Source organism: Candidatus Schekmanbacteria bacterium (genome assembly GCA_003695725.1).
Lineage (GTDB): Bacteria > Schekmanbacteria > GWA2-38-11 > GWA2-38-11 > J061 > J061.
In genome coordinates, this window is the sequence record RFHX01000020.1 from 1 (window position 1) to 14,745 (window position 14,745).

Annotated in this window: 14 protein-coding genes; 13 read left to right on the top strand and 1 reads right to left on the bottom strand. The window is 36.9% G+C overall.

Annotated elements, in window-relative coordinates:
- Positions 1-49 precede the first annotated feature (49 nt).
- The 12 genes from D6734_00825 to D6734_00880 all read left to right on the top strand — a co-directional run bounded on the left by D6734_00825 (position 50) and on the right by D6734_00880 (position 13,383).
- A complete protein-coding gene (locus D6734_00825) occupies positions 50-1,651 on the top strand; it encodes a hypothetical protein (GenBank protein ID RMF98041.1) in 1,602 nt (533 codons plus the stop codon).
- A gap of 182 nt (positions 1,652-1,833) precedes the next feature.
- Positions 1,834-3,288 (top strand): radical SAM protein, encoded by a 1,455-nt coding sequence (locus tag D6734_00830; protein ID RMF98042.1) that lies wholly within the window; start codon positions 1,834-1,836, stop codon positions 3,286-3,288.
- A 28-nt stretch (positions 3,289-3,316) separates the two neighbouring features.
- Positions 3,317-4,561: a beta-ketoacyl-[acyl-carrier-protein] synthase II gene (fabF, locus tag D6734_00835; protein RMF98043.1), complete on the top strand. Its 1,245-nt coding sequence runs from the start codon at positions 3,317-3,319 to the stop codon at positions 4,559-4,561.
- A 55-nt stretch (positions 4,562-4,616) separates the two neighbouring features.
- Positions 4,617-6,179, top strand: a complete 1,563-nt coding sequence (locus D6734_00840) for a methylmalonyl-CoA carboxyltransferase (protein ID RMF98044.1) — start codon at positions 4,617-4,619, stop codon at positions 6,177-6,179.
- An 18-nt stretch (positions 6,180-6,197) separates the two neighbouring features.
- Positions 6,198-6,911: a 1-acyl-sn-glycerol-3-phosphate acyltransferase gene (locus D6734_00845; protein RMF98045.1), complete on the top strand. Its 714-nt coding sequence runs from the start codon at positions 6,198-6,200 to the stop codon at positions 6,909-6,911.
- Between the two features lie 248 nt (positions 6,912-7,159).
- On the top strand, positions 7,160-8,038 hold the full coding sequence (locus D6734_00850) for a nitrogenase iron protein (GenBank protein ID RMF98046.1): 879 nt from the start codon (positions 7,160-7,162) through the stop codon (positions 8,036-8,038).
- 2 nt (positions 8,039-8,040) lie between these two features.
- Complete coding sequence (locus tag D6734_00855; GenBank protein RMF98047.1) at positions 8,041-8,904, top strand: nitrogenase iron protein; 864 nt, start codon at positions 8,041-8,043, stop codon at positions 8,902-8,904.
- Positions 8,888-10,213: a hypothetical protein gene (locus D6734_00860; GenBank protein ID RMF98048.1), complete on the top strand. Its 1,326-nt coding sequence runs from the start codon at positions 8,888-8,890 to the stop codon at positions 10,211-10,213. Before D6734_00855 ends, D6734_00860 begins: the two co-directional genes overlap by 17 nt.
- A gap of 121 nt (positions 10,214-10,334) precedes the next feature.
- Complete coding sequence (locus tag D6734_00865) at positions 10,335-10,766, top strand: nucleotidyltransferase domain-containing protein (protein RMF98049.1); 432 nt, start codon at positions 10,335-10,337, stop codon at positions 10,764-10,766.
- Entirely contained in the window at positions 10,753-11,187 is a 435-nt protein-coding gene (locus tag D6734_00870) for a DUF86 domain-containing protein (protein RMF98050.1), read from the top strand. Before D6734_00865 ends, D6734_00870 begins: the two co-directional genes overlap by 14 nt.
- Before the next feature lie 405 nt (positions 11,188-11,592).
- Positions 11,593-12,627: an NAD-dependent epimerase/dehydratase family protein gene (locus D6734_00875; protein ID RMF98051.1), complete on the top strand. Its 1,035-nt coding sequence runs from the start codon at positions 11,593-11,595 to the stop codon at positions 12,625-12,627.
- A 27-nt stretch (positions 12,628-12,654) separates the two neighbouring features.
- Entirely contained in the window at positions 12,655-13,383 is a 729-nt protein-coding gene (locus D6734_00880) for a nucleotidyltransferase family protein (GenBank protein ID RMF98052.1), read from the top strand.
- Between the two features lie 68 nt (positions 13,384-13,451).
- Here the strand turns inward: D6734_00880 and D6734_00885 are convergent, their stop codons facing one another.
- Positions 13,452-14,156, bottom strand: coding sequence for an IS256 family transposase (locus D6734_00885; GenBank protein ID RMF98053.1), 705 nt, complete (start codon positions 14,154-14,156; stop codon positions 13,452-13,454).
- A gap of 118 nt (positions 14,157-14,274) precedes the next feature.
- On the opposite strand from D6734_00885, the gene D6734_00890 reads away from it, so the two are divergent.
- On the top strand, positions 14,275-14,664 hold the full coding sequence (locus D6734_00890) for a hypothetical protein (GenBank protein ID RMF98054.1): 390 nt from the start codon (positions 14,275-14,277) through the stop codon (positions 14,662-14,664).
- Positions 14,665-14,745: the final 81 nt, after the last annotated feature.

Here is a 14,745-nt window from a genome sequence, read left to right on the forward strand (position 1 = left end):
ATGGCTGTAGAATAGTTGAGATTGTTTAATATTCTGATAAGCAGAAGGTATGAAAATTAATATAAAGAAAATCGTTTTTCCTACTGTTTTAATTGTCATTTCAACCTTTCTTCTCTTTCATTTTCCCTATGAAGTCTTTATGGATGAATTTGTTAGTTTTGCAGACGGAGCCAAACTTTATTCAGTAGGGCATTTTACTCATGGTTATTTTTGCCATGGTATTATAAATGCTTATCTTGTAGAAATTTCAGCATATCTTTCAGGGATTGAGAAGAGTTTTGAAGTTGCAAGATTTTTAAATGGAATAATCGGTTGTTTGACAATTATTGGCTCATATCTGCTTGCTCGAGAAATCTTCGACGATAAAACGGCGTTCCTTTCAGGCATAATTCTTCTATCATCTCCCTATTTTGTAATATCTTCTCATAGATTGTTAAGTGATAATCCGGCAACGCTTTTTTTTACTTTGTCCCTTTTTGCTTTCAGCAGGTATTGGTGCAGGGAAGATAAAAGGTATCTGCTTCTCTTCTCTCTCTGTTATGGTATTTCCGTTGCTGCAAAATTGACGACACTGCCATTGTTGGCTCCTTTGGTTCTTCTTGTTTTGATTCAAAAAAAATTTAAAATTCGTCCATTTTTGAAATCAACATTTCAATTCTTTCTACTTTCTCTTCTCGCTTTTTTTATCATTTTCCCCCATACGCTCATCCATTTTAATTATTTCTTGAAGGATGTATTTTTCTACGAATTTTTTCGTATTGACAAAGGCATAGATGCAGACCCATTTGTATCACAAATACCTAAGACATTTCTATCCGGCTATAAATTTTATATATCTGAACTTATAGCTCTTGGCTTTCATAAGTTTATTCTTTTAATAGTGCTTGCAGGATTGGTTTACTTGAGTATCCGCATGTTATGGAAGAGAAAAGATTATCTTGAACAGAAAAAACTTATTCTCGTAATACCTCTTACCTTTTCATTTCTATTTTTTGGTTTTTTGAGGAATTATTATTTACGCTACATTATGCCTGTTTTCCCTCTGATAGCAATTATTTCAGCCGGCTTTTTCTTCCAAATTTTGGAAGTCTATAATGAGAGATACAAAATTTCATTGAGGTTGTTTCAAACAGCAATAGCAAGTGCAATGATTGTTTCTTTAGGAATAAATACAGGTGTGATTTGGAAGATAAACGAAGTGAAAAAGAGGCGCATAGAGTTTTTTGAATTGGCAAAAAGCATAAAAAGATATGCCGAAAAGGGAGATTTCATCTCTTTTGATTTTTTACAAGGCGCAAATTTTGATTCATCACTCTATGGCGAGCCTCTTGGCTCTTATCCTTTAATGATGGCAGGGATTGCGCGAGATATAATCCTCATAAATCCACTGATAACTGCCAAACCCCAAAAGTTGCCATCCTTGATAATTACCGCTGATAAAAGACAGACTGATGATTCTTTTGTATTAATTGATGAAATAAAAACTCCTGAAAAGCTAAGAAACGAAATTATAAACATTGAATTCAATTCAATTAAAAGATATACTTACTTGTTAGAGAAGGCTCCTTATTATATCGATGAAGTATCTCATTTTTATGAGAAAAGGGGTGGTGGATTTCCTGATAAGTTTTTTATCTATCAAAAGAAGTAATAATGCCTCTTCTGGAGATTTCCAAACTATATTTGAAAATCTGTCATTAATTGAATAAAAGGACAGAACAACATTATATCAAAAAGGAGGATAGCTTATAGAATTGACTAAGTTTTTTTTAGGTGTTAGAAGAGAAAATTCCTAATTGGTATGTAACAATTGAGTTTTTAGAGGTATGAAAGATGATTATTTCAACAAACAAGAAAAAAATAGAGAAAATAACGCTGATCGAACCTTCATCAGCAGGGTCGCATATTTTTACCAATTATAAAATTCCCCGTCTTGGCTTGCCTGTGGTTGGCGCAAAAATAAAAGAGAAGGGATATAAAGTAAAAATCTATGTGGAGGATATAAAGCCAATCGATTACAATGAGGCATTTTCATCAGACCTTGTGGGTATCTCCTGTACTTCATCAACAGTGGTTAGAGGATATGCCATTGCAAGTGAGTTTAAGAAAAGAGGGATCCCGATTGTTATGGGCGGCTTCCATCCGACATTTATGCCTGAAGAGAGCCTACAATATTGTGATTTTGTCGTAAGGGGTGAAGGTGAGGAGACCATTGCAGAATTGCTTGATGTCCTTGAAGGAGATAGAGATATTGGCACTGTTGATGGTTTATCCTTTAAAACTTCTGAAGGAGAAGTAATCAACAACGCACCAAGAAAAATCCTTTCATCTCTTGATGATTCTCCCTTACCGGATTTTACTCTCATTGACGGATATGAAAAGATAAATATCTTTCCTTTGTCAACATCACGCGGATGTCCTTTTGATTGTCAGTTTTGTACTGTTACAAATTTTTATGGAAGGTCATATCGCACTAAAAGCATTGACAGAGTGATGAAAGAGTTTGCCAATGTCAAAGCAAATTATATCTTCATTTGCGATGATAATTTTGCCGCAAACCGCGCAAGGACAAAAGAACTTTTGGAGAGAAAAGAAAAGGAAGGCAATAAAGTGATGTGGGGTGCTCAGGTTCGAATAGAAACTGCAGATGATACTGAACTTCTTGAAAGGATGCATAGAACGAACTGTTCCAATGTCTATATAGGCTTTGAATCAATCAATCCTGAAACAATAAAAACTTTCAACAAAAAACTCGACCTGAATAAGATAAAGCGCCAAATCAAAGCCTTTCATCGATATGGAATAAAGATTCATGGAATGTTCGTTTTAGGCGCAGATTCAGATACAAGCGCTACTATAAAGGAGACACTTAAATTTACGAAGAGAACCCACATTGACACTGTTCAGTTTATGATCTTAACTCCGATTCCCGGTTCAAAGATATTCAATGACTTCCAAAGCAGAAACAAGATCTTCACATATGATTGGAGATTGTATGATGGTCATCATGTAGTCTATAAGCCGGAGAGAATGTCTCCCTTTGAACTTCAAAAAGCCGTTTTGAGAGCTACAAAAAGATTCTATTCGAAAAGGCGAATTATGCTTCGGCTGTTGAAATTTGACTTATTTACAACTTTTGGAAGATCTCAAGGATATAAGCTTTTTAGACAATGGATGAAAGAAAATAAAAAATTCCTCGAGAGGATAAGGACAGGACTGTATGATAAGATAAAATCCTTTGATCCTGTAAATAGTGATAGTAAAGATGCTAATTTAACCATCAACTGAAAAATGTGTGAAATGGAGGAAAGGAAATTTGAGCAAAAGAAGGGTTGTAGTAACCGGAGTAGGCATTATTTCTCCCATAGGAATAGGTGAAAAAGAAAATCTTGAATCGCTCAGGAATGGAAAAAGCGGCATAACACGAATTACTCATTTTGACCCCTCACAATTTTCCTGCCAAGTTGCGGCAGAAGTCAAAAATTTTGATGCAACACAATATATGGATTCTCGCGAAGCAAAGAAAATGGATATTTTTATTCAGTTTGCAGTTGCGGCAAGTGTAATGGCAATGAAGGATTCAGGGCTCGAGGTAAAGGATGACTTTGCTGATAGAGTAGGTGTAATTGTAGGTTCAGGCATAGGTGGAATGCCATTGATAGAGCACAACCATAAGGTTTTGCTTGAGAAGGGTCCGCGCCGCATTTCTCCTTTTTTCATTCCGCAGGTGATAATCAATCTTGCACCCGGACATATTGCGATGATGTTCAACGCAAAAGGGCCAAACTCGAGTGTTGTAACGGCATGCGCATCGGCAACACATTCCATTGGTGAGGCATTTAGGTCTATACAGCGCGGTGAAGCAGATGTTATGATTACAGGAGGCACAGAAGCTGTGATAACACCTCTTGCAATCGGAGGCTTTTGTTCAATGAAGGCACTTACAACTCAAAATGATAATCCTGAAAAAGCTTCAAAACCTTTCGATAAAAACAGAGATGGATTCATTATGGGTGAGGGTTCAGGCATATTGATACTCGAAGAACTTGAGTTTGCAAAGAAAAGAGGAGCTAATATAAGGGCTGAGATTTGCGGATTTGGACAATCCTGCGATGCATACCATATGACCTCTCCATCTCTCGATGGCGACGGTGCTGTGCGTTGTATGGAGGCAACTATTAAGGATGCGGAAGTTAATCCTGAAGAGGTTTCATATATAAATGCACATGGCACTTCGACACCTCTCAATGATAAGATTGAAACAACAGCCATAAAGAATGTTTTCAAAGACAATGCTTATAAAATTCCTGTCAGCTCTACTAAGTCTATGACAGGCCATCTATTAGGTGCGGCTGGCGCAATAGAATCTGTTTTCTCAGTGCTTTCGATTGAAAAAGGATTTATTCCACCAACAATAAACTATGAAGAAAAGGACCCGGAGTGCGACCTCGATTATGTGCCGAATGAAGCAAGGGATGCAGACCTTAAATATGTTCTTTCAAACTCATTTGGATTTGGTGGAACGAATGCCTGTCTGATGTTCAAAAAATTTGAAGATTAATTCATTAAGATATTCTTTACATTGAAAAAGTCTTCACTTTATAGGAGGGGGAATCTTGCAAGAAGAAAAGACATTTGAAGATTATAAAAAAGAGCTTTTGGAAAGAGAAAAGAAAGCTGAGATTGGAGGCGGAGAAGCACGGATAAAAGTACAGCACGACAAGGGGAAGCTTACCGCAAGAGAACGCCTCGATATTCTTTTTGATAAGAACTCCTTCGAGGAAATAGATAAATTTGTAACTCATAAGTGTTCGAATTTCGGGATGGAGAAGAATAAGTATCCCGGTGACGGAGTTGTTACCGGTTACGGCACAATCAACGGGAGAATTGCATATGCCTATTCCCAAGATTTCACTGTTCTTGGCGGTTCTCTGAGTGAAGCATGCGGAAGAAAAATTGCAAAAATTCAGGATCTTGCTCTCAAAGTTGGCGCACCCATTATCGGACTAAATGATTCAGGCGGCGCTAGAATTCAAGAGGGAGTTGAAAGTCTTGGCGGATATGCTGAAATATTTTTGCGCAACACTCTTGCATCAGGAGTCGTTCCGCAGATTGCCGCAATTATGGGCCCCTGTGCAGGCGGCGCAGTTTATTCTCCTGCTATAAACGACTTTATATTTATGGTCAAAAATACGAGCTATATGTTTATTACAGGTCCTGATGTCATAAAAGCAACAACTCATGAAGATGTAACAATGGAGGAATTAGGCGGTTCTGAAACACACAATGTTGACAGCGGCGTTGCCCATTTTGAATGCGAAAATGACAAGGAGTGCCTTCTGACGATTCGAGAACTTCTTACTTTTCTGCCACAAAACAATATGGAAGAACCGCGCATAGTCAATACCGATGATGACCCAAGACGAGAGACTCCCAGAATAGAAGAGGTTATTCCTCTCAACCCGAACAAGCCCTATGATGTGAAGGAAGTAATAAAAGAACTCGTTGATGAAAATTATTTTTTCGAAACACAGGAACATTATGCAACGAACATTGTAACCGGATTTGGAAGACTTAACGGCAGAACTGTTGGCATTGTAGCGAATCAGCCAGCTGTGCTTGCAGGATGTCTCGATATCAAGGCTTCAGTCAAAGGTGCAAGGTTTATCAGGTTTTGCGATGCCTTCAATATACCGCTGATTACCCTTCAGGATGTTCCGGGATTTTTGCCGGGGCTTGATCAAGAAAAAAATGGCATCATCAGGCATGGAGCTAAACTCCTTTATGCATATGCGGAGGCAACAGTTCCAAAGATAACTATTATTACGAGAAAATCATATGGCGGCGCATATTGTGTTATGTCGAGTAAGCATGTGAGAGGCGATATAAATTATGCCTATCCCATAGCAGAGATTGCGGTGATGGGTCCTGATGGAGCAGTAAATATAATATTTAGAAAGGAACTTCAAAATTCTGATAATCCTGATGAGCTAAAGCAGAAACTCGTTTATGATTACAGAACCAAATTTGCAAATCCCTATATTGCGGCAGAAAGAGGAATAATCGATGAAGTAATAATGCCTGCTAATTCTCGGCGAAAACTAATAAAAGCTCTTGAGATGCTGCATAATAAGACAGATAGAAATCCTGCAAAAAAGCACGGGAATATTCCTTTGTAAATTCCATTATTTTCAAAAATGAGTGAACCTAATAAAGAATCACTGATAGAGAGCATAATATCTTATCTTTGGATTGCATCGACAATCACTATTGCATGGATTTTTTTTACAATTCTTAACCGCACAGTCGTATATGGCCGTGAAAATGTACCTTTGAAGAAGAATCTGCTTCTTCTTCCAAATCACCAAACAATGATTGACAGCTTCGTTGTAGGGACAAAATTGTTTTATCCAAGAACTCTTCTGAAGCCTTCACTAATCCCATATCACCCTGCTGCACAGGAGAATTTTTTTAAAAATCCTGTACTTGCATGGATGTCAAAGAATTGGAGGGCTATTCCGGTCAAAAGAGGCAGGAAAGATATTGAGTTGATGAATAAAATCATAAAAATGCTTCCCAACTGCACAATGATAAACTTTCCTGAAGGCACACGCTCGAGGACTGGCAAAATAGGGAAAGGGCGTTCTGGTGTTGGAAAAATCATCTATGATGCCAAACCGACTGTAATCCCTGTAAGAATCGTTGGTATGAACAAGGTATTACCCATTGGCTCTTATATCCCGAGAATTTTTAAAAAAATTGAGGTTTACTATGGAAAACCAATTGATTTTTCTGACCTATATGAACTTCCAGATAACAAGGAAACATGGTTGAAGATTGTTGACCGAGTTATGGAACATATTAAAGCACTGGCTCCTGATGATAGTGAGAATCAGGAGTTTTCAAACTAAGAATGCTTTTTATATCATTTTAATATTTTGTGATTTTTTCTTCTGTAACTTCTAGCTGCCTCTTTTAATTTAAAAACGAAATCTAATCTTGCCTCAATATCTTGACCAAAAGGTTTTGTTTATTTATAAGGCACAAATATTGTCATTGGCTAAATTGTTTTTATGGGCTTTGTGAAGATATATTAGTTTATTGATTTGGGATTATAAAGAGTGGTTGATATATAGTAGTAAAAAAAATCGCGGTTCTTATGAAAATGGAAGAAGAAAATAGCACAATCAGACAGATTGCCATTTACGGCAAAGGAGGGATAGGTAAATCTACCGTTTGCTGCAATCTGTCCCTTTGTTTTATGGAATTTGGCGAACGAGTTTTTCAGCTTGGATGTTCTCCAAAAAACGATTCCACCTATCTTCTGCGTACAAAGGTTGATGAAAAGCCGACGATTCTTGAAAGCATAAGGAACTTTGGACGCTCAGAAGAAGCATTGATGGAAAGTATCTACTCTCTTGATGACAATCTCTATTGTGCTGAAACTGGTGGACCCGAGCCTGCGCGTGGCTGCGCGGGAAAGGGAATCGCTGTTGCCCTCGATTTGCTCAAGCACTTCAAAATACCTGAGAGAATTGGAGCTACTGCTGTTATCTATGATGTTGTGGGAGATGTAGTTTGCGGCGGGTTTGCACAACCAATGCGCAGCGGATTTGCACAGGAGATATATTTGGTAACAAGTGGAGAGTTGATGTCTTTATATTCCGCTAACAATATCTCATTGGCAGTTAATGATTTGGCAAAGAAGGGGTCGAAGGTTAGAATTGCAGGTATTATTGGAAATCTTCGCGGTGTAGAAAATGAGGAAATAGTAATAAAAGAATTTGGCAAATTGACAGGAATTCCCATAATTTCAACAATTCCAAGAGATGAGATTATACAGGTTTGTGAAGGCAAGGGTGAAGCTGTAATGAAAGGAGCGCCTGAAAATCCGATAGCAGAGATTTATAAAAAAACTGCTGAGAATATTTACCAAAACAGGCAGAGAGTTGTTCCTCAACCCCTTTCTCTTGAAAAACTGATTGAAATGTTGAGGCGTTATCAGTCAGACACGATTCAATTAAAGATGCCTGCATAGATATGACAAAATCCAATTATAGGTCAATCGCGATTTATGGTAAGGGTGGGATTGGCAAATCCACAATCGCATCCAATTTGAGTGCGGCTCTTTCACTATCAGGGGCTAAGGTGATGCAGATTGGATGTGACCCAAAAAGGGATTCTGTTTCTCTCTTATGCGGAGGTTTGATTCCATCTGTTTTAGATGTTGCAGATAGGGTGAGTGATGAGGAGATTTTGTTGGATAGGGTTATAAAGAAAGGTTTTAATGGAATCTTATGTGTAGAGAGCGGTGGTCCTCGTCCGGGCACTGGCTGTGCAGGAAGGGGTGTGGCATATGCCCTCGAGCTTCTTGAGAGGAATAATGTATTCGAACGATATGAGGTTGATTTCATAATTTATGATATTTTGGGAGATGTAGTTTGCGGCGGGTTTGCCCAGCCCTTGAAGGAAGGATTTGCAGATGAAGTGTATGTCGTCACTTCTGGCGAGCTTTTTTCTCTTGTTCAGTTGAATAATATTTGTATGAGCATTTTTGCATTGGCAGAAAACGGCGCAAAATGTAGATTAAAGGGAATAATAAACAATATGAGAGGTGTGCCATTTGAAAAAGATATTGTTGAGAAAATTGGAGCATTAATGGGGATTGAAGTTGTATCTCATATCCCTCGTTCAGAAACTATACAGAAGGCAGAAAAGTATGGGAAAACTGTGATTGAGAAATTTCCTCAATCAGAGCAGGCAAAAATGTATTTCGAGCTTGCGCAATTTATTGTTGAAAATAGAACAAAGTATGCAGAGTCTTTCAAACCACTTCTTACTTCTGAAATAAGGCAGATAATCTCTGAGTATTCGCGGCAGGAGGAAGATGGCAAAAATAATTGACAGGAGAAAAAATCCTCTTAATGCAGTAGAGCTTCCGCTTCCATATTCTTGCGCCTTTACAGGGGCATATTATGCAGGATTGGTAATGGAAAACTGCGGAATTGTTACCCATTGTTCGCCGGGATGCAATTTTTCACTTTATATTTCAGGCACTGGTGCTTCTGCCCGTTTTTCGAGAAATCACAATTTAGTTTCAACAATGCTGAATGAGAAGAATGTGATTATGGGAGGCGACGAGATTCTTTACAAGACACTCGTTGAGTTTGCAGAAAAAAAACCGTCGGATTTTCAACTTTTGATTGCCGGATGCGCACCATCGATAACAGGCGACGATATAAAAGAATCTGCAGAAAGGGCTTTTAAGAAGACTGGAATACCGGTTGTAGCCGTAAATGCCGGTGGGTTTAAAGGTACAACCATTGATGGATACAATTATGCTCTCAACGCTTTTGCTGAATCACGGTTTTTAGATATGAAAGAAAAAGAGGAAAAAACAGTAAACCTTTTAGGTATAATTCCTGTGCATGATATTTTCTGGAAGGGGAATATAGAGGAAATAAATAGGTTACTTCAGAAAATAGGTATCAGAGTGAATATTACCTTTATTGGAGACAGGTTGAGGTTTCAAGATTTCATAAATATGACTTCGGCAAAAATGAATGTTATAGTATCTGACAGTATAGGATATGAAGCGGCTCAAATACTGCAAAGGCGTTTCGATATGGAATATGTTTCTTCCTTAGAGGGCTATCCAATAGGCACTGTTGCTACGAAAAAATTTTTAAGAAGTGTGGCAGAGAAGATGGGAGTGAATAGCAGAATTGTCGATTCAGTTGTCGAGGAGGAAGAAAAGCAATTCAGGATGGCTCTGTCAGATTATGAAGGCGCAGTAAAAGATGTAATTTCTCGCCACCGCTATTTTCTTTTTGCTGATTCTTATTATGCCTTGGGTATTTTTAATTTTCTGACTGGTGAAATGGGAATGACACCTGCTGGTATAGGAGTTTCTTCATCTACCGATTCAACTTTTGAAATATTGAGAAGTATGTGTGAAAGATTCAATGTTGACCCATTTATTGCCATTGATCCAGATAATGCTGACCTGAAAAACATTGCTGAGCAATCAAATCCTACATTTTTGATAGGCAGGGGCGAGGATTTCCATCTTGCAAATTTGTTGGGGATCCCATTTCTTGGCATTGCACCTACACATATTCACCGAATCAATACATCTTCTATGCCTCTAATTGGTTATAGGGGAGCACTGCATTTAATCGATGAGATGTTTAGAGAAATAGCGAGAGCATAATCTGTTGATTGTCTTTTTTTCTGCCACTCACATTATATAAGCCGCTATTCTTATATTCATAAGTGCTTGCCAATCGCAAGGTGGGATGGTATTTTAATGTTGATAAGCTAAAGATAAAAATATGAATCCAAAAAATTATAAATTAAGTGAACAACAAAAGAGAGAGATTGAAGAATCCATCATTAGGATTCTATGTAAAGATTCAAGGATAATTTTCGCTTATATATTTGGATCATTTTTGTCTTCTGAAAGTATTAAAGATATTGATATAGCACTTTATATTGAAAAGGAAATTGATTCGAACTTGTCATTGAAATTGGAACTTGAATTAGAAAGAATAATTCAAGATAAAGTGCGTATTCCTGTAGATGTTAGAATCCTGAATTTTAGTCCATTAACTTTTTCATTTAATGTTGTGAAAAATGGGAAAGTTATTATTGATAAAAACAGCTTTTTAAGGTCAGATTTTGAATCCCTTATTTTCCGGAAGTATTTTGATTTTAAACATTTAAGTGATGAATATTTGCGAGAAGTTAAAAATGCCCCTTTATAATCCTGAGATAATTGGCAAGCTAATTTCGGAAATGCGAAAGAGTGTTAAAAGGTTGAATGTTCTTTCTTCAATAGATGAAAATCAATTTAAAGAAGATCCTGATAAAATTGCGAGCGCAAAATATCATTTCATTGTTGCTATTGAATCTATTATAGGTATTGCCAATCATATAATTTCTCAAAATGGTTTCCGAAAACCGGACGATTATGCGGATACTTTTAAAGTGCTTTTAGAAGAAGGAATTATAGATGCTGATTTTGCTAACAATCTTCAGGATATGAGTAAATTTCGTAATCGCTTTGTTCATATCTATTGGCAAGTTGATGATGATCAGCTCTGGAATATTTTGAAAAGCCGACTAAGTGATTTCAAAAAGTTTTTAAATTCAATTTCTGATTTTTTGAAATTGGAAAAATTGTAGCATTTATCATTAATCGGTTTAGTATTCCTGCCTTGCATTTTTAATGTTTTTATTTTTGTCCGTTTCTGCTTAAGTCCGAAGGGAATCGGTGTAAATTTGAATGAAAAAATTATTGGAGATCAATAATAAATAATACAAGAAGAATCCATGGCGCATCCTTGGAATCCATCAAAAACATATTTTAGCTATTTCATTGACACCGCGAAAATTTATGATAAGTAATTATTATTTATTTCCACAAATTGTAGAAACTATTAAGCTCCAGTGAATGTTAAGTTTTTAATCCAATATGAAATATGAAGGATTTATTTTAAAAACAAAATTCTAAAAACGTTTTTACAGTAATTGTGTAGAATTTTTTTTGCAAGGTTATGAGCATTATATAAGATAAATATAAATGGGGGAATTTTTATGAAAGTATTAGTGACCGGAGGCTGCGGATTCCTTGGTTCTCATGTTTGTGAATTTTATATAAAGAAAGGCGCAGAGGTAATTGCCTTTGATAATATGACAAAGCACGAATTACAAAGGACAGGATTTGTAACAGATGTTGCACGTACTTATAATTGGAATTATCTAAAAAACATCGGCGTTAAAATGGTTAAAGCCGATGTTAGAGATTTTGATATTTTGTTGAAGGAAAGCGATGGATGCGACTATATAGTCCATACAGCGGCACAACCAGCAATGACAATAAGTTGGGAAGACCCTGTTCTTGATTTCACAACTAATGTTGTCGGTACATTCAATGTATTAGAAGTAGCTAGAAAACTTGAAATTCCAGTAGCAAGCTGTGCAACGATTCACATCTATGGTAACAAGATTAATGAAGAGCTAAAGGAAGAAGAAACGCGGTATAGGAGAACACCTCCTTCAATTGATGAAGGGCTGAGACTATTACAGGGGACATTAAGCCCGCTTCATGCATCAAAATCTGCCGGTGATATATATGTGAGAACATATATAGATACCTACAATCTTAAAGCGGCAAGCTTCAGGCTAACTGGCATATATGGACCAAGGCAATTAGGAGGAGAAGATCACGGATGGGTTGCAAATTTCTCAATTCGCGCAGTAATGAATTGGCCTCTGACTATATTTGGGACAGGCAAACAAGTGCGAGATATATTGTATGCAACAGATGTTGCTGAAGCATTTGATGCCTTTTATAATAATCAGGTTCCAGGTGTTTACAACATAGGCGGTGGAGAAAAAAACGCAATTTCGCTCATAGAATGTATTGATTTGATAGGGAAAATAAGAGGGGAAAAGCCACAGGTTAAGTTTGAAAATGATCGTTTTGGGGATTTGAGATATTTTATCTGTAATATTGAAAAAGCTAAAAAAAATCTGCATTGGGAACCAAAAGTTTTGCCTGAAGAAGGAATTAAAAATCTTATTGAATGGGTTTCTGAAAATAGAAATTTATTTGGCAACTAACAACAATTTAGGAGTAAATCAAGAAGAATGAAAGCATTGATATTGGCCGGTGGACGCGGAAATCGCATAAACGAATTTTCAGAAAATCAGAATAAATGTATGATTCCTTTTATGGGGAAACCTTTAATTGAACATAATTTAGATCAGGTGATTATTCCAGAGATTTCTGAAATCATTATTGTCGTTGGGTATAGAGCTGAGGATATTATTAATTACTATGGTACAGCTTTTAAAAATAAACGTATAAAATATGTTATTCAAAGAGAACAGAAGGGACTGGTGCATGCTTTAGAATGTGCTACAGAAGCTCTTGAAAAGGATGATTTTTGTCTCCTTTTGGGAGATGAAGTTATGGTTGATTCAAATCTTGGCGAGATGGTTAGAATGTTTTTAAATGATAACAATGTATTCGGTATTTGCGGCATTCTAAACGTTGACAACCTTGACCTTATTAAAAAAACCTATGCGCTTGTTATGGATGGGGATAATAGAATCTTTAGACTGATTGAGAAACCAAAGCGCGCAATTAATGATTTGCAGGGGACAGGACATTGCGTGTTTAGAAATAAACTACTCGATTACATTGAAAATACTCCAATCCATCATGAGAGAAAAGAAAAGGAATTGCCTGACCTCATTCAGTGCGCAATAGATGATGGTATGGTAGTTAAAGCTTTTAATGTTTGTAAAAAGTATATAAATGTAAATTCATATGAAGATCTTTTACTTGCTGAGAAATATTTGAAAAATACATAAAGAGAAGTTAGAGAATTTTAATGATGAAAGAATTATTGTCAAATGTTATGGATATAGAATTAAGCGGCCTATTCAATTTCAGCTTTTCCATCTATAAATTTAACTCCTTCAATTATTTCAGCGAGGCGATGATAACGATGTAATCGCTGCCATCGTTTTTGAAATGATTCAATGAGTTTAAAAGCCATAGTAATCACTGTATTCCTGGAGAAACATCCCCGTACTTTATTTGTTCTGAGTTTCACTGTTGCAAAAGTTGATTCAATCGGGTTGGTGGTCCTTAGGTGCCTCCAATGTTTAGTGGGAAAGTCATAGAAAGTCAAGAGGGTTTCCCGATCTTTCTGTAAACACTTAGTGGCCTTTGGGTATTTTGCATCATAGGTTTCTATAAAAAGATTAAAGGCCTTTAATGCGTTCTCTTTATTCTCTGCCATCCAAATATCATGTAGTTTGCTTTTCGCTTTGGATTGTGCACTCTTGGGAAGTTTATTGAGAATATTTGCAGTCTTGTGCACCCAGCACCTCTGCTCCCGGGTGGATGGGCATATCTTCCTCAAGGCAGACCAGAATCCCATTGCTCCATCTCCCACAGCCACCTTGGGCCATTCTTTAAGACCACGGCTTTTTAAATCCATTAACACCTCTCTCCACGATTGCTCACTCTCCCGATAGCCATCTTCTAAGGCAACTAATTCTTTTTTCCCGTCTTCAGTGGCTCCAACAATCACCAGCAGGCACTGCTTCTCATTATCCATGCGAACATTACAGTAAATACCATCAACCCAAAAATAGACATATCGCTTCTTGGGAGTAAATAAAAGATTGTGTCTTTAGATGAAAATTTGATAGATAAGAGTGTGAAATTAAACAAAGTAAATATTAGGAGAAGAGATGAATCGAGAAGAGATGTTTAATTATTCTAAGAAGCATGCGATAGCCGAAGTAGTTGAGCGTTATTTTTCAGAAAAGAAGACATCCTTTGCCAATTTGCTTGAGCAGATATTGGATTGCATTATGCGGAATGAGCGTGAGATATTTTTATCCAAAGATTCTTCAAACAAGGCGAATGGTTTTTATCCCAGGAGTCTTTCTACAGCCTTGGGGAAACTGGATATTTCAGTTCCCCGAGACAGAAAAGGAGAATTTAGGGCAAGCATCTTGCCTGAGCCATGGGTGAGAAGCACAAAAAGCTATAAGAATCTGCTTTTAAGCTCTTGTCACCAAGAGCTATTTAAAAATCACTTTATTTTCATCCTAAAGCAACTTAGATTGCCTTATTAAAAAGATTAACGATGGTATTTTAAAGCGTTTAAGAGATAGTTTGACTCTAAACAAATCCTCGGAATCAATGTAATGCTCCAA